The following is a 13,996-nucleotide window of genomic DNA, read 5'->3' as shown; positions in this document are numbered from 1 at the left end:
GTTCCCAGCGACGAGTTCCCAGCGACACGGATGTTCGACGGCTCATCCTCATCCGACCGTCACCGGGGACATCTCTACACCGGTCACTCGGGCGTCTCCGCCGTCGGGAGCACGCGATACCCCTCGAAAACGGAACCGAGTCGAGCCATCGAGGCGACGACGACGTCACAGGAGGGACGGACGGCCGGCTTCGGGACGAACCCGACGGAGAGGCCCGCGACCTCGAGCATCGGGAGATCGTTTGCCCCGTCCCCGATCGCGACGGTGTCAGCCATGGGAAGGTCGACCTCCTCGGCGAGCTCCTCGAGTGCCGTATCCTTCGTGCCCTCGATGAGCGGTCCCTCGGCGTCTCCGGTTAGCCGCCCGCCCGACTGCGGGAGCCGATTGGCGATGATCGTATCCACGTCGACGCCTTCGCGGGCGAGAGCGGCCTCAACGCCGCGTTCGAAGCCGCCCGTGAGGATGGCGACGTGGTGTCCGGCCTCCCGCAATCGAGCGATCAGCTCGGCGGCACCGGGACGAATCCGGACGCGGTCGAAGGCGTCCGAGACGTCCTCCGCGGAGAGCCCCTCCAGCAGGGCGGCACGCTGATAGAGGCTCTCGGCGTAGCTTAGCTCGTCGTTCATCGCCCGTTCCGTGATATCGGCGACTTCCTCGGCGACGCCGGCCCGTTCGGCGAGCAACACCGTCATCTCGGAGTCGGAGAGCGTCCCGTCGAAGTCGAACGCGATGAGTCGCATACGCGCGCTTTGCGGCGTGCCGGTTAAATCGCGACGATTTTACCTCGAGCCCCGGATCGCCGCGGTCGACGCGGCGACCGGCGTTCCGTCCGTCGTCATGCCTCGTATCGTCCATATCCCACAGCAACCGCCATCGTCACCGCACCTCGCTCTCGCCTGTCTTCGCCCACGCCCGAACCGAGCGAGCAAACACGCCGGACAGGGCACCGATGGCGTTGATCGCGGCATCCGAGAGTCCGCCGGACCGCCAGGGAACCGGTATCTGAACGGTCTCGATCGCTGCACCGTAGCCGGCAGCGATTGCGACCGCGATCGCAGCCGTGGTGAGAATACGACGGCGAGATCGTCTCCGTACCGAGGCCGCGCAGGCCGAGGGATCCGTTCGGTTGCGATCCGCCAGCGATCGGTGACAGAGCGCAGCCAGGATCGCGGACGCGAGGAAATGGCTCACGACGAACGGATCGATCTGGACCGAACCGACCGTCGGAAATACCGTGCCATGTGAGGCCCCGCCGGGTACTGGAACGATAGAGACGACGAGCACGACGAGCGCGAACCCGACGGCCGGACGCCATCCAGTCGGAGTGATCGTCCGACGGATCGCGGCGAGACGTCGTTGAGGACTACGGTCAGAAGCCATCGCTCGTGGGACGCTCGGATCGCCATTCGTTTATCCAACGCGATCGAACCCCTGATAATGAGCGAGACGCTGGACGACGACCTCTATCAGCGCACGATGGCACTTCTGGAGCCGGGAGATATCGATCTCCAGGGCTGTATCGTTCACTCCACGTACGACGGCCGATCCGATCTGGAGATGCACGAACTGACCGTCGCGATCAACGACGTGATCGCGGAGGCGGCCAGCACGGGCGAGACCTACATCGAGGCCGGCAACGACGATCCGGAGTTCTCCTCGAACCAGTTTCAGGGACTCACCCTCGAGGACGAATCGTTCGTCTGGGAGTGTCAACAGTTGCTCCGGGAGGGGACCTTCGATCTCGTCTTCTACTACGAGGCTGACGCCGATCAGGAGGCGATCGTCGAGGGGATCGAGCGACTGGAGGGCGTCGACCGCGTCACGCCCGTCCCCTGAATCGCGAGTCATGGCATGACCGACTCCGAGAACGTCCCGATCCCGGGCGGGCGCGACGTCCGGGCAACGCTCGATCATGGCGCGATCGAATCGGACGGCGACGGAGACAGCGAGTCACCCCCGAACGCCTGCGTGGTCGCCTGCCCGCCACATCCCCAACACGGCGGCCATCGCGGCGATCAACGTCTCGAGGCAGTCTCCACGGTAGTCGCCGACTTCGGCGTCGACTGCCTACGATTCGACTACGGAGAGTGGGATGAAGGATACGGCGAACTGGCCGACACGGACAACGCTCTCGCGTGGGCGTTCGATCGGTATGCGGACATCGGACTCTTTGGCTACTCCTTCGGCGGCTGTCTCGCGCTCGTGGCGGCGGCGGACCGCGAGGACCTGTCGGGGGTCGCAGCACTGGCGCCCGCACCGCGCCTCAATCCCGACATCGACGCAGTGGCGGCACTCGACGACATCGAGTGTCCGATCCGGATCGTCCACGGGACGCGTGACACCACCACGGACTGGGAGTCTCTCGTCGAACGCGCACGCGAGATCCAGGCGAACCGTCCGCCCGAGACGATCACGCTCACGGAGGTCGCCGCCGACCATTTCTTCATCGGACAGGTCGAGCGGGTCGGGGAGACGATCGGCGAGTGGTTCCTCGATCGGTTCCGATCGGAGCGATAGCTCCCGAGAACCGACGTCTATATTTCCAGATCCGGAGTCGGGATCGCTCCCTCGTCCCGTTCGGGATCGTACTCCTCGATCGCCGTCAGAGCAACGGCGAGCGTGCCGTCCGCGGTCCAGCGACCGGTGTTTACGCAGAGATCATAGATCGATCGATCGGTGATGTCGATGTCGTAGTACGACTCGTATCGCTGGGCTTCGATCACCTCGCGGACGCGCATCTCCGCCCCGATCTCCTCGCGGTCGGCAGTCCGTTCGACGCGAACCTCCTCGGGCGCGTCGAGCCAGATGCGGAGGTCGGCGCGGTTGCCCGCGATCCAGCCCGCGAGACGGGACTCGAGGACGAATGCCTTGTTTGCCGCACCCCACTTTTCGGCGATCCGCCGGAGCCGACGATCGAGTTCACGGTCGATGTCCTGGGACTCGCCAGTTTTGGCGACCAGCTGTGACAGGCTCATATCACGGTCCTCCGCGATCTCGCGGAATATCTCTCCACCCGAAACGTAGCCACAATCCAGCGCCGACGAAAGGCTCTCACTCAGCGTCGTCGCGCCACATCCCGGCGGTCCCGAGACCGTGATAAACAGGTTGCTGTCGATGCGCCGGTCGGCGACGTCGTCCTCCGTGGTCATTACGGGGGTTGTCTCGCGCAAGACGGGTAAGGGTAGGGATCGACGCGGAGAGATGGGACAGTGAAGGGGGTCGGGCGCGAACGGAGACGATCAGTTGTATCCGCGCCACCGATGTCCACACTCCGTGCATTTGAAGAATCGCGTCGGCGGTTCGTCGGCGCTGCCGGTCTGTTTGATCGTGTACCACGCCTCGCCGTGGCCACATTCGTCACAGGTCACGTCGGTGGCGGTCGGCTTCCCTTCGAAGTTCGCTCCCTCCTCCGTCTCGATGAGGTCGTCGTCGCTTTGTTCCTCGGTCGAGACGAACTGCTCCGCGAGGTCGTCGTCACGACTGCTCGTGGCCCCGCAGTCGGGGTTTTGACAGACCATCTCTCCGTCGACCGACACCATCATCGATCCACACTCCTGACAGAATTGCATTAATGACTCGTCTCTAATGATATACGTTCACGCCGTTTGAACCGTTCGTTCCGCCAGGCGACGTCGCCGACTGCCGGCTCGGACTATCGGTCGGTGCGATCGAATTCCGGTTCGCCATCGGTCACCATCGGACAGTTTCGCACCCGAAATTCGTCAACACCGATCACCTCGACGATCGTCGTTTCCTCGTGGTTGCATTCGACAGTTGGGGGGGCGCTAAAGTGAGGACAGCGGTGACAGTACTGTCGCTTCGCGACGAGGTGTTCCTCGTAACGTTCGTCCTCATCGACCAGTTTCGCCTCCCCGCCGATCTCGAAGCTCGATCCCTCCGCATCGAGGCTCTCCCAGACGTCGTCGGTCACCACGTCGACGTCCATCTGCTGGAAGGGATCGTCGTCTCCGTCCTCGATGGTCGAATCGGACCCGGATCGATCCGCTGCCGAAGCCGAAAACCCGTCGTCCGCGTCGAGTTCCGTGAAGGGATCGCCCGCTACATCCGCCTCGATCGAGTCCGAGCCAGTCTCGAGTTCCGACATCGTCTCGTCGAGACCGACCACGCGATCGGCGTCCGTCGGCTCCGTCGATACCTCTTCGACCGGCTCGTCGGTTTCAGCCAGTTCATCGCTTGTTCCAGCCGAGTCATCGCTTGTTCCAGCCGAGTCATCGCTTGTTCCAGCCGATTCATCGTTTGTTCCGGACTCATCGACCGGACCGAACGTCCAGTCGGTGGTGGCTTCCGATTCGTGCCTCTCCGAGAGATCAATCGGCTCGCGGTCGGCGTCATCCACGTCGGAATCGTCGGTGTCAGGGTCGTCAAAATCCGCACCAGGGTCGTCAAAATCGGCGCTGTCGGTGGGATCTCCGGCGTCGTCAGGGTCGGTGGCGTCGTCGTCCATCCTCAGTCCTCCAGAATGTCCTCGGCGTCGTCCGGTCCCTCGATCTCGCCTTCCAGCGCCGGGCGATCGCCGATGGTGAGCCACGGTTTCCCGAAGAAGCCGGATTTCGGCTCGACGGATGCGAAGTGGCTGTCACAGTGGGGACACCGCGGCTCGCCGAGTAGGCCCACGTAGACCGTCTCCTCACAGTTCTCGCAGGCGGCCTTCGTGATCCCGTGATAGTTCGCCCGCGAAAGGATGTCCTCGAGCGCCTTCCGGCGCGAGCGAAGCGCTTCCAGCTTCCCGAGCCGCCGTTGCGTGCTCACGACCCCCTTTGCCACCCGGGTGAGTTTCACCTCGAAGTCGGCCAGCTGCTCGTCGTGATCCGCGACCGACTCGCTCAGGGCCTCCGTCGCCGCGTAGTCGTCCTCCAAGCCGTCCATCCGCATCACCAGATCGTCGAGCGCCGACGCGATTCCGTCGATCTCCTCGGCGAGTTCCGGATGATCATGGTCCTTGGGCGAGCGAGATTCGGCCTCCTTGAGGACCTGTATCACACGGCTTCGGACGTCCGAGATCTTCTCATCGAGTTCGTTTTCAAGCGTCTCCACGTCGGCGTCGAGCCCATTGACGTCGCGCTCAACGGTCTCGACGTCGCGTTCGACGCTTTGGAGATCCGAGCGAATGCTCTCGATCGTCTCGGCGTCGGGGACATCGATGTCGCGTTCCTCCGCGAGGTTGACGATGGCTCGTGCGAGCAGTTCCCGTTGGCCGTCGCTCTGGAGATCCTCCAAGTCCTCCGGCCAGTCGTCCCCCGCTGATAGCGTCATCGGATCAGACCCATCTATCGTGTTCCTTTCGACGGCGGTACATAAGTAAGCTTGCGCGTGATCGTACCGATGATCGTCGTTTCGAACGGCAATCGTCCGAAACGGGTTCGATCCGGCCCCAACACGGACTAATTTTGATGGCGGACGTTTTTATAGGCACGCATCCACCCTTACCGGGCGACTTTTCAGGTCGGACATCGGCGTCCTCGGTATGTTACGACTCAGTCGCCGCAGTCGCGCGATCGTTCTCCTTCCGGCCGGGATCCTCGCGACCGGCGGCTCGATCGCCGTCTGGAACGCGAGTGGATCGTCCGCGCTCGGGTCGATCCTCGAGGATCCGACTACCGGCACATCGATCCTCTCGCCTGCGCTTCTCGTCGTCGGGGTCGTTCTCCTTGCGGCCGCGGCGGTCGCGATCGCCGGTCGGTCCGTGACCCCGTGGTCTGCAGCCGCGATCCCCGTCGCCAGTGCAATCGGAGTGATCGGATTCGGGATTCGGGCCGGACTCATCGCGACGACCTCGCCGATCCCGGAGATCACGCCGGCGGGGACCTTCGTTCTCATGACGGCGATCACGGGAACGGCGGTCGCTCCGATCGTGATCGCCACGATCCGCCAGCACACGCCAGTTCTCCTGGTCGGATCCGTCGTTCTCCTCGCTTCGATCTTCCTGTCGCCTGCCCCCGGATTCACTGTACTCTCCGGGCTCACCGGAGGCGTCATCGCCGTCGGTACGTTATGGCTCCTCGATGCGGAATCCTGGCGCCCGTGAGGGTTCGGCGTGACCGCCGTATCGCTGCGGACGGGCAGAAGGGAAGGGAGGGGAAAGGCAGGGAGGGGAGGGGAAAGGCAGGGAGGGGAGGGGAGGGGAAAGGCAGGGAGGGGAGGGAAGGGGAAAGGCAGGGAATCGAACGGACAAATGCACGGGCGTACAGACGCATGCACCGAGTGAAGGGTGGATTCCCAACCGGTCGACATGCCTATCCGTCGGCGTTTCAAATCGTAAGCATGGCGACGCAGTCGTGTGCAGTCTGTAAATCCGAGATCCGGATCGCGGGCGGGATCGGCGATCTCTGGAGCTTCGCGTTCGAGTCTACCCAAGGGATGACTCTCGAACTCGTCGACGGCTCCGAGTTCTTCCTCTGTTTCGAATGCGTAGAGCGGCTTCCCGAGGATCGAGAGCCGGTCGCCGCCGACGTCGAACGGCTTCGAAGTTCCTGTGAGAACGAGGACCACACGGAGTGAATCGGCGTGTCCGGCTAGCTCCCGTCTTCCGATAGGTTTACTCCGATCGCAACGGACCCGAAAGTGTGGACCCCGACCGGATTCTCACGGAGTTCCCCGCCCCGAGCTTTCGCGGTGCCCAGGAGCAAGCCCTCCACGATATCCGTGACGCCTTCGCGACGGGCAACGAGGTCGTCCTCGTCCGCGCGCCGACCGGCAGCGGGAAGTCGCTTCTCGCCCGGTCGATCATGGGGGGTGCACGGACCGTCGAGGCGGCCGATCCGCGGCAGGCGACCGGAGCGTATTACACGACACCCCAGGTTTCCCAACTCGACGACGTCGCGGCCGACGAACTCCTCGAGGATCTAAACGTGATCCGCGGCAAGTCGAATTACGCCTGCATTCTGCCGGGAGAACACGACACCCCCGTCAACCGTGCGCCCTGCGCTCGCCAGCGTGGGTTCGACTGCAGCGTGAAACACCGGTGTCCGTACTTTTCCGACCGAGCGATCGCCTCTTCACGGCGGTTTGCCGCCATGACGCTCGCGTACTTCATGCAAACGGCCGGATCGGAGGTGTTCGGGAAACGCGACGTGGTCGTGATCGACGAGGCGCACGGCCTCGCCGAGTGGGCCGAGATGTACGCGACGATCGAGCTTTCGCCGGATCGAGTGCCGGTGTGGGAAGACGTGGGAGTGCCCGACATCTCCGGTTCCGAGCCCCGTTCCGATGCCGGATCGAACAGCGATCACGGCCCCCTCGATCGCACCGCCCGGTTCGTCGAGCAACTGCGTGACGTCTGTGAGCGCGCAAAGGACGACCTCGTCGGACGATCGGAACTCGACGCCGAGGAGGTCGCTCGCCGCGACCGCCTCCAGGAGCTGATCGGCGAACTCGGGTGGTTTCTGGAGGACTACCGCGACCGGGAAAGCGCCACCACGTGGGTCGTCGACCAGCCCGGCGGCGAGGGAACGACGATCACGATCAAGCCGCTCGATCCGGCCCGCTATCTCCGACATACGGTCTGGGATCGAGGGAACCGGTTCGCGCTGTTGTCGGCGACGATCCTCTCGAAGGAGGCGTTCTGTCGCGGCGTGGGTCTCGATCCCGACGACGTCGCGCTCGTGGACGTCGATCACACCTTCCCGCTCGAGAATCGGCCGCTGTACGACGTCACGCAGGGAAAGATGACCTACGAACACCGCGACCGGACGATCCCCCGGATCGCCGACCTGATCGTCCGGCTGATGGCGGAACATCCCCACGAGAAGGGACTGATCCACGCCCACTCGTACGCGATCGCCGACCGGCTCGTGGATCGGCTTGGCGATCTCGGCGTGGCGCCGCGGCTGCGCCGACACACGAAGGTGACTCGCGACGACGAACTCGAGACCTGGAAGGCGAGCGACGATCCGGAAGTGTTCGTCTCGGTGAAGATGGAGGAGGCACTCGATCTTCGCGACGATCTGTGTCGCTGGCAGGTGATCTGTAAGGCGCCCTATCTGAACACGAACGACTCGCGGGTCGCCCGACGCCTGGAGGAGGGACAGTGGGCGTGGTACCACCGTGCGGCGCTTCGAACCGTCATCCAGGCGTGCGGACGCGTCGTGCGTGCGCCGGACGACGCCGGTGCGACGTATCTCGCCGACGACTCGATTCTCGACCTCTTCGATCGCGCACGCGCCGACGTACCGCCGTGGTTCGCGGACCAGATCCGGGCGATGTCCACGCCCGACCTTCCCGAGGTGGATCCCGAGACCGCACTCGGAGGGATCGAGGCGACTCCAACTACCGCCCCGTCCACCGCCGAAACGACCCCGCCGTCGACCCGCGAGGGAGGGGAAAATCGCACCGATCGGACGACGGGATCGAACGACGTCAGCGATCAAAACCGGTCGGACACCCGATCCGAACGCGACGCGAAGCGGCGTGAAAACCATCCCCTCTCGGACGTCTGGGGCGACGGCTGAGGAGTCGGGTCACGAGAAGCGTGCGCGGGCCTCAACGAAGGAGGGAAATCCGATAAGTCGGTGAACGATGAGGTCCTGGCTAGATGAGCGAGACGCCCCAGGCAACCATCGAACTGACCATCAGGAACGCGAAGAACAGCGCGAAGAATTTCTGTCGGTCCATGTTCCGAATAGGACCGCAGGCGGACATAACTCCTGTGTCCACGGTTCGACCGGGTCGACGGCTGTCGTCGTTCCCGATCTTCGAATGACTCTTAAATGCATTCGTGTCATCGCCGCTTCTCGAATGTGGCCTTATATCATATAAGGTCTGAATATCCCCCCTAGGACATAGTAACATTCATAATCAATCACGACCCATCAGGAAACATGGCATTCCACGGGCTGTCGACGGCGCTCACGCTGTACGACTCGGGAACGCTGACACTGTCGCAAGCGGCATCCCGGGCCGGGATCGACGAGAGCGAGTTCCTCGAACAGTTGGAACGGCACGGCATCGACGTGGACGAATCTGAACGGTCGACGAGACGGCGTGTGGACGCGACGCCCGCACGCGCCGACTGATTCCCGCGTCGAACGCGGGATCTCGCTCACACACTCACGCGTTCTCGATTACGCGTCCTCGTCGATCCTCGAAGGATCCTGATCCGGAAGCAGATAGACCTCGCCGTCGTATTTCACCGCGAGCGCCGCGTCGGCGTCGGCCTCGAAGAACTCGGGATTTGGAACCGTGACGGCCTCGTATGTCTCCGGATCGAGCACCTGGACGGCGTGTTCGTCCTCGACGGTCACCACGGTCGTCTCGACCGCATCCTCGTGAGTTTCGATCCGGTCCGCCTCGGGGGCCGCCCCCTCCTCAAACTCGGAAGCGTACTCCTCGCCGCTTGCCAGACGGATCCCCCGAACCCGTTTTGAGACGCCGGTGACGAGAACGGGGCCGTCGCCGTCGTTCGGATCAACTACCTCGCCGGGGGCGAACCGGGGAAGCCGAATGGCGAACGTGACCCGGTAGACCTCGTTGCCGTCGGTATCCTCGGTGACGAGGGTCGGATAGGACTCGAAGCTCCCGCCAAGTCGCTCCGTGATCCGGGTCGCGACGTCCTGTCCGAGTCCGTTCGAGGAGATCTTGATGTTCGGGCCGTCGTCGGTCTCGTCAATCTCCGTGATGAAGGCTTCACGGTCGCCTTTCTCCTCTTGGGCCGCCACGTGTGATCGTGCGATCTCGATGGCGCGCTGTCGCTCCCGAGAAGTGATATCGCGGCCGTCCGCGCGAACCTGGACGATCGCGGCGTAATACCCGCCGGCGATATGGCCACAGCGATCGCAGGTTCCCCGGGAAATTTTGACGGGAACGGTGACGGACTCCTCACGGAGAGTTCCCCTGACGATCCCCGAAAAGTGACAGTGCATCCGGATCGTGTTCTCATCGACCTGCTCGGGTTCGACGCCCCACTCGACCTCCTGGGCGTCGACGTGAACGCCGAGGCGCTCCGCAGTCTCCTCGATCGCGACGTCGGTGTAATCGCGCGCCTCGACATCCCGCCAGGAATTCCCGCGGCGGACCGCGCCACAGCCGGAACAGACGAGCACCTCGATCCGATCCGGGACGTCGACGAGATCGAAGTCCTCGAAATAACAGTCGTCACAGAGCTTTCGCTCTCGCGTGCGCGGTCGGCCAGGAAGCGGCTCGGCGCGCTCGGGGACCGGATCGCCACAGCGGGGACAGAACTCCCGGGACTGACTCATCGCCCGACAGTAGGTCGCTCGCTCGGTTAAATAGACCGAATCGGGGCGTCGCGTGGGACGCCGAACCGAAGCCGTACGTGAGAACGGCTCCGGAACGTCGGCAGGACCTGCAGGGGCCGCGTGTCTTTAACACGACGGCGGTCGAGGAAACGGGTATGGCAGACGAATCAGCGGACGACGAGACGCAACGGTTCGCGACCCGGAGCCTTCACGCCGGCGGAAAGCCGGACCCGACGACCGGCGCGCGAGCGACGCCCATCTACCAGACGACGTCCTACTCCTTCGATGACGCCGACCACGCAGCGTCGCTTTTCGCCTTAGAGGAGCCCGGCAACATCTACTCGCGGATCATGAATCCGACGAACGCGGTTCTTGAGGAGCGGATCGCCTCCCTGGAAGGGGGTATCGCCGCCGTCGCGACGAGTTCCGGGATGGCCGCGTTGAACCTCGCGACGTTCCTGCTCGCCGGGCCGGGCGACAACATCGTCTCCGCCTCCTCGCTTTACGGCGGCACCTACACGTACCTCACCCACACCGTCGAGCGTCGCGGGGTCTCCACGCGGTTCGTCGACACGCTCGACGTCGATGCCTACGCCGAGGCGATCGACGAGAACACCGCCTACGTCCATCTTGAGACGATCGGCAACCCCGCGCTGGTGACGCCCGACATCGAGGCGATCGCCGAGATTGCCCACGAACACGACGCGCCGTTGTTCGTCGACAATACGTTTGCGACGCCGTACCTCTGTAACCCGCTCGAACACGGTGCCGATCTCGTGTGGCACTCCACTACCAAGTGGATCCACGGTGCCGGCACCACGATCGGCGGCGTCCTCGTCGACGGCGGCAGCTTCCCGTGGGGCGAAAACGTCGAAAAGTATCCGGAGATCGCCGGTGAAAATCCCGCCTACCACGGGGTCAACTTCACCGAGCGATTCGGCGACGCCGCGTTCACCTATGCCGCCGTCGCCCGCGGCCTGCGCGATCTCGGCTGCCAGCAGTCTCCCTTCGACTCCTGGCAGACGATCCAGGGGCTCAATACGCTCCCGTTCCGGATGGATCGACACTGTGAGAACGCCGAGATCGTCGCCGAACATCTCGATGACCACCCCGAGGTGAGCTGGGTCAACTACCCCGGTCTCGAGGACCACGAGACCCACGAGGCCGCAAGCGAGTATCTCGACGGCGGCTATGGTGGGATGATCACCTTCGGACTGGAGGCCGGGTACGATGCAGCGAAGGCGACGGTGGAGAACACCGAACTCGCCTCGCTTCTGGCCAACGTCGGCGACGCGAAGACGCTCATCATCCACCCCGCCTCGACGACCCATCAGCAGTTGACCGAGGAGGAACTGCTGTCGGCCGGCGTCACCGAGGACATGGTCCGGCTCTCGGTCGGCCTTGAGGACCCTGCGGACATCCTCGCGGACCTGGATCAGGCAATCGAGACCGCAACCGAGTGAGCGTCGGGCCCCACCGAGACGAGACGGCTCGTCCCTCTATCTTCAGTCGCGTCTCGGTGTAGCCGTTCGTCGAAACGATTAGGGGGATTCCGCTCCCCCCTTCAGACGGCATGACCAAAGTAAGCGTGGTCGGCGCTGCCGGGACCGTCGGCGCCGCCGCCGGATACGACATCGCGCTGCGGGATATCGCGGACGAGCTCGTCTTCGTTGACATCCCCGACAAGGAGCCGGAGACGATCGGACAGGCGGCCGACGTCAACCACGGCGTCGCCTACGACTCGAACACAACGGTTCGACAGGGCGGCTACGAGGCCACCGCCGGGTCGGACGTGGTCGTGATCACCGCCGGGATCCCACGCCAGCCCGGCCAGACGCGGATCGATCTCGCCGGCGACAACGCGCCGATCATGGCGGACATCGGGTCGTCGATCGCCGAGTACAACGACGATTTCGTGACCGTAACCACCTCGAATCCGGTCGACCTCCTCAACCGTCACCTCTACGAGGTCGGCGATCGCGACCGCAACGCAGTCGTCGGATTTGGCGGACGGCTCGATTCGGCTCGCTTCCGATACGTTCTCTCGGAGCGCTTCGAGGCGCCCGTCAAGAACGTGGAGGCGACCATCCTCGGCGAGCACGGCGACGCACAGGTTCCAGTCTTCTCGAAAGTGCGCGTCGACGGCCGTGATCCGGGCTTCGATCCCGACGAGCGCGAGGCGATCCTGGGCGATCTCCAGGAGTCGGCGATGGACGTCATCGAGCGCAAGGGGGCAACCCAATGGGGCCCGGCCACGGGCGTCGCCCACGTCGTTGAGGCGATCCTGCGGGACACCGGCGAGGTGCTTCCGTGTTCGGTCGTTCTCGACGGCGAGTACGGCCACGAGGATACCGCCTTCGGCGTTCCCGCCAGGCTCGGCTCGAACGGCGTCGAGGAAGTCGTCGAGTGGGATCTCGACGACTACGAGCGTGACCTGATGGCGGAGGCCGCAACGAAGCTCTCCGAACAGTATACGAAGATCGTATAACGGACGCGGCCTCGCATACTTTTAAGCGACGGCCGGACGAACGGTTACTCGATGTACGATCGAATCCTGTTGCCGACCGACGGGAGCGAGGGCGTCGACCGGGCGGCCGAACACGCGATCGACGCCGCGAAGCGATACGACGCCGCCTTACACGTCCTTTTCGTGGTCGACGACGGTGTGATCAACGCCTATCCCGGGGACGAGTTCGTCCACGAGTTCGAGGGGGTCGAACGGACCCTCGAGGAATTCGGACGGGAAACGGTCGACCAGATCGGGGCGGAGGCGACCGACGCCGGCGTCGAACCGGTCGTGACCGAGGTGGTCCATGGCGAGCCTCACGAGACGATCCTCGAATACATCGACGAGGAGAACATCGATCTCATCGTGATGGGCACGAAGGAGCGCTCGGGCGAATACCGCCAGCTCCTCGGCTCCGTGACCGAACGCGTGGCTCGTCGAGCAAGCGATCCCGTCACGATCGTGAAAACGGCGGTCGAGTAAGGAAGCGCACCGGACTACCGCACCGTCACTCGACCATCCAAGCAGCGTTCCAAGCCGCGAACCGAATCGATTATTGATCGACGTCGATCGACTCGATCGCCACATCCGGCATCGGCGCGTCCTGTCGGTCGGTCGGGAGCGAACCGATCTCTTCGACGACGTCCATCCCGTCCGTGACCTGTCCGAAGACGGAGTGGCGACCGTCGAGGTGGGGCTGGGCGTCGAGGGTGATGAAGAACTGCGATCCGTTGGTGTCGGGACCGGAGTTGGCCATCGAAAGGATTCCCGGGCCGTCGTGGCCGAGATCGTCGTGGAACTCGTCGTCGAACTGGTAGCCCGGACCGCCGCGACCGGTTTCCGTCGGGTCGCCACCCTGGATCATGAAGTCGTCGATGATGCGGTGGAAGGCGACGTCGGAATACAGCGGATCGATCCGTTTTTCGCCCGACTCGGGGTCCTCCCAGGCGCCGGTTCCGGGGGCGATCTCGGTGTTCTCGTAGTCGTTTGCGCCCTCGGCCAGTCCGATGAAATTCTCGACGGTCCGCGGGGCACGCTCGGCGAAGAGTTCGACTTCGATGTCGCCGTGAGTGGTGTGGATCGTCGCCGTCGGGTTCTCTGAATCGTCTTCCGTCATACGTCCGGATCGGTCCGGCATCGGGAAAACGCTGCCCATTCGACCCCGTCGAACCGGCTCCACGTGGGGGACGCAAGCCCGTTGGCTGATCGGATCGGGGCCGGCAAACGGTCGGCACCGGAACCGCGAGCAGTGTGAACGAACAACCTCTTGCCCGTT

At 64.1% G+C, this 13,996-nt stretch carries 17 protein-coding genes; 9 read left to right on the top strand and 8 right to left on the bottom strand.

The window, feature by feature from the left end:
* Positions 1 to 83: 83 nt before the first annotated feature.
* Together serB and ACERIT_RS10550 are read right to left on the bottom strand one after the other, a co-directional pair.
* Positions 84 to 740, bottom strand: a complete 657-nt coding sequence (gene serB, locus ACERIT_RS10555; protein WP_373674816.1) for a phosphoserine phosphatase SerB — start codon at positions 738 to 740, stop codon at positions 84 to 86.
* A gap of 136 nt (positions 741 to 876) precedes the next feature.
* Positions 877 to 1,380 (bottom strand): hypothetical protein, encoded by a 504-nt coding sequence (locus ACERIT_RS10550; RefSeq protein WP_373674815.1) that lies wholly within the window; start codon positions 1,378 to 1,380, stop codon positions 877 to 879.
* A gap of 57 nt (positions 1,381 to 1,437) precedes the next feature.
* On the opposite strand from ACERIT_RS10550, the gene ACERIT_RS10545 reads away from it, so the two are divergent.
* The gene (locus tag ACERIT_RS10545; protein ID WP_373674814.1) at positions 1,438 to 1,836 is read left to right on the top strand and encodes a DUF5778 family protein; all 399 of its coding nucleotides are present in this window, start codon (positions 1,438 to 1,440) and stop codon (positions 1,834 to 1,836) included.
* 15 nt (positions 1,837 to 1,851) lie between these two features.
* Complete coding sequence (locus ACERIT_RS10540) at positions 1,852 to 2,517, top strand: alpha/beta hydrolase (RefSeq protein WP_373674813.1); 666 nt, start codon at positions 1,852 to 1,854, stop codon at positions 2,515 to 2,517.
* A gap of 17 nt (positions 2,518 to 2,534) precedes the next feature.
* Here ACERIT_RS10540 and cmk read toward each other — a convergent pair whose 3' ends face one another.
* From cmk to ACERIT_RS10520, 4 genes are all read right to left on the bottom strand, one after another.
* Positions 2,535 to 3,149 carry a (d)CMP kinase gene (gene cmk, locus ACERIT_RS10535; protein WP_373674812.1) on the bottom strand — a complete coding sequence of 205 codons (615 nt, stop codon included), beginning with the start codon at positions 3,147 to 3,149 and terminating at the stop codon, positions 2,535 to 2,537.
* A gap of 90 nt (positions 3,150 to 3,239) precedes the next feature.
* Positions 3,240 to 3,569 carry a transcription factor S gene (locus tag ACERIT_RS10530; RefSeq protein WP_373674811.1) on the bottom strand — a complete coding sequence of 110 codons (330 nt, stop codon included), beginning with the start codon at positions 3,567 to 3,569 and terminating at the stop codon, positions 3,240 to 3,242.
* Between the two features lie 83 nt (positions 3,570 to 3,652).
* Positions 3,653 to 4,465 (bottom strand): hypothetical protein, encoded by an 813-nt coding sequence (locus ACERIT_RS10525; protein ID WP_373674810.1) that lies wholly within the window; start codon positions 4,463 to 4,465, stop codon positions 3,653 to 3,655.
* A gap of 2 nt (positions 4,466 to 4,467) precedes the next feature.
* Positions 4,468 to 5,274 (bottom strand): hypothetical protein, encoded by an 807-nt coding sequence (locus ACERIT_RS10520; RefSeq protein ID WP_373674809.1) that lies wholly within the window; start codon positions 5,272 to 5,274, stop codon positions 4,468 to 4,470.
* Between the two features lie 211 nt (positions 5,275 to 5,485).
* Between ACERIT_RS10520 and ACERIT_RS10515 the strand changes: the two genes are divergently transcribed.
* The 4 genes from ACERIT_RS10515 to ACERIT_RS10500 all read left to right on the top strand — a co-directional run bounded on the left by ACERIT_RS10515 (position 5,486) and on the right by ACERIT_RS10500 (position 9,032).
* Positions 5,486 to 6,046: a hypothetical protein gene (locus ACERIT_RS10515; protein WP_373674808.1), complete on the top strand. Its 561-nt coding sequence runs from the start codon at positions 5,486 to 5,488 to the stop codon at positions 6,044 to 6,046.
* 236 nt (positions 6,047 to 6,282) lie between these two features.
* Positions 6,283 to 6,519 carry a hypothetical protein gene (locus tag ACERIT_RS10510; protein ID WP_373674807.1) on the top strand — a complete coding sequence of 79 codons (237 nt, stop codon included), beginning with the start codon at positions 6,283 to 6,285 and terminating at the stop codon, positions 6,517 to 6,519.
* A 65-nt stretch (positions 6,520 to 6,584) separates the two neighbouring features.
* Positions 6,585 to 8,468: a helicase C-terminal domain-containing protein gene (locus ACERIT_RS10505; protein ID WP_373674806.1), complete on the top strand. Its 1,884-nt coding sequence runs from the start codon at positions 6,585 to 6,587 to the stop codon at positions 8,466 to 8,468.
* A 369-nt stretch (positions 8,469 to 8,837) separates the two neighbouring features.
* Entirely contained in the window at positions 8,838 to 9,032 is a 195-nt protein-coding gene (locus ACERIT_RS10500) for a UPF0175 family protein (protein ID WP_373674805.1), read from the top strand.
* 48 nt (positions 9,033 to 9,080) lie between these two features.
* On the opposite strand, the gene ACERIT_RS10495 is transcribed toward ACERIT_RS10500, so the two are convergent.
* Positions 9,081 to 10,214 (bottom strand): 60S ribosomal export protein NMD3, encoded by a 1,134-nt coding sequence (locus ACERIT_RS10495; RefSeq protein WP_373674804.1) that lies wholly within the window; start codon positions 10,212 to 10,214, stop codon positions 9,081 to 9,083.
* Positions 10,215 to 10,369: 155 nt separating this feature from the next.
* Here ACERIT_RS10495 and ACERIT_RS10490 point away from each other — a divergent pair, with 155 nt between their 5' ends.
* The 3 genes from ACERIT_RS10490 to ACERIT_RS10480 all read left to right on the top strand — a co-directional run bounded on the left by ACERIT_RS10490 (position 10,370) and on the right by ACERIT_RS10480 (position 13,203).
* Positions 10,370 to 11,677: an O-acetylhomoserine aminocarboxypropyltransferase/cysteine synthase family protein gene (locus tag ACERIT_RS10490; RefSeq protein WP_373674803.1), complete on the top strand. Its 1,308-nt coding sequence runs from the start codon at positions 10,370 to 10,372 to the stop codon at positions 11,675 to 11,677.
* Positions 11,678 to 11,787: 110 nt separating this feature from the next.
* Positions 11,788 to 12,702, top strand: a complete 915-nt coding sequence (gene mdh / locus ACERIT_RS10485) for a malate dehydrogenase (protein WP_373674802.1) — start codon at positions 11,788 to 11,790, stop codon at positions 12,700 to 12,702.
* 51 nt (positions 12,703 to 12,753) lie between these two features.
* A complete protein-coding gene (locus ACERIT_RS10480) occupies positions 12,754 to 13,203 on the top strand; it encodes a universal stress protein (protein ID WP_373674801.1) in 450 nt (149 codons plus the stop codon).
* A 70-nt stretch (positions 13,204 to 13,273) separates the two neighbouring features.
* Here ACERIT_RS10480 and ACERIT_RS10475 read toward each other — a convergent pair whose 3' ends face one another.
* Complete coding sequence (locus ACERIT_RS10475; protein ID WP_373674800.1) at positions 13,274 to 13,837, bottom strand: peptidylprolyl isomerase; 564 nt, start codon at positions 13,835 to 13,837, stop codon at positions 13,274 to 13,276.
* Between the last annotated feature and the right edge of the window lie 159 nt (positions 13,838 to 13,996).

The organism is Halopenitus sp. H-Gu1 (assembly GCF_041821145.1).
Lineage (GTDB): Archaea > Halobacteriota > Halobacteria > Halobacteriales > Haloferacaceae > Halopenitus.
This window is presented reverse-complemented; position numbering and strand designations above follow the sequence as displayed.

Coding starts and splice junctions, on each gene's coding strand:
- serB (WP_373674816.1), bottom strand. CDS start 740: ATGCGACTCATCGCGTTCGACTTCGACGGGACGCTCTCCGACTCCGAG.
- ACERIT_RS10550 (WP_373674815.1), bottom strand. CDS start 1,380: ATGGCTTCTGACCGTAGTCCTCAACGACGTCTCGCCGCGATCCGTCGG.
- ACERIT_RS10545 (WP_373674814.1), top strand. CDS start 1,438: ATGAGCGAGACGCTGGACGACGACCTCTATCAGCGCACGATGGCACTT.
- ACERIT_RS10540 (WP_373674813.1), top strand. CDS start 1,852: ATGACCGACTCCGAGAACGTCCCGATCCCGGGCGGGCGCGACGTCCGG.
- cmk (WP_373674812.1), bottom strand. CDS start 3,149: ATGACCACGGAGGACGACGTCGCCGACCGGCGCATCGACAGCAACCTG.
- ACERIT_RS10530 (WP_373674811.1), bottom strand. CDS start 3,569: ATGCAATTCTGTCAGGAGTGTGGATCGATGATGGTGTCGGTCGACGGA.
- ACERIT_RS10525 (WP_373674810.1), bottom strand. CDS start 4,465: ATGGACGACGACGCCACCGACCCTGACGACGCCGGAGATCCCACCGAC.
- ACERIT_RS10520 (WP_373674809.1), bottom strand. CDS start 5,274: ATGACGCTATCAGCGGGGGACGACTGGCCGGAGGACTTGGAGGATCTC.
- ACERIT_RS10515 (WP_373674808.1), top strand. CDS start 5,486: ATGTTACGACTCAGTCGCCGCAGTCGCGCGATCGTTCTCCTTCCGGCC.
- ACERIT_RS10510 (WP_373674807.1), top strand. CDS start 6,283: ATGGCGACGCAGTCGTGTGCAGTCTGTAAATCCGAGATCCGGATCGCG.
- ACERIT_RS10500 (WP_373674805.1), top strand. CDS start 8,838: ATGGCATTCCACGGGCTGTCGACGGCGCTCACGCTGTACGACTCGGGA.
- ACERIT_RS10495 (WP_373674804.1), bottom strand. CDS start 10,214: ATGAGTCAGTCCCGGGAGTTCTGTCCCCGCTGTGGCGATCCGGTCCCC.
- ACERIT_RS10490 (WP_373674803.1), top strand. CDS start 10,370: ATGGCAGACGAATCAGCGGACGACGAGACGCAACGGTTCGCGACCCGG.
- mdh (WP_373674802.1), top strand. CDS start 11,788: ATGACCAAAGTAAGCGTGGTCGGCGCTGCCGGGACCGTCGGCGCCGCC.
- ACERIT_RS10480 (WP_373674801.1), top strand. CDS start 12,754: ATGTACGATCGAATCCTGTTGCCGACCGACGGGAGCGAGGGCGTCGAC.
- ACERIT_RS10475 (WP_373674800.1), bottom strand. CDS start 13,837: ATGACGGAAGACGATTCAGAGAACCCGACGGCGACGATCCACACCACT.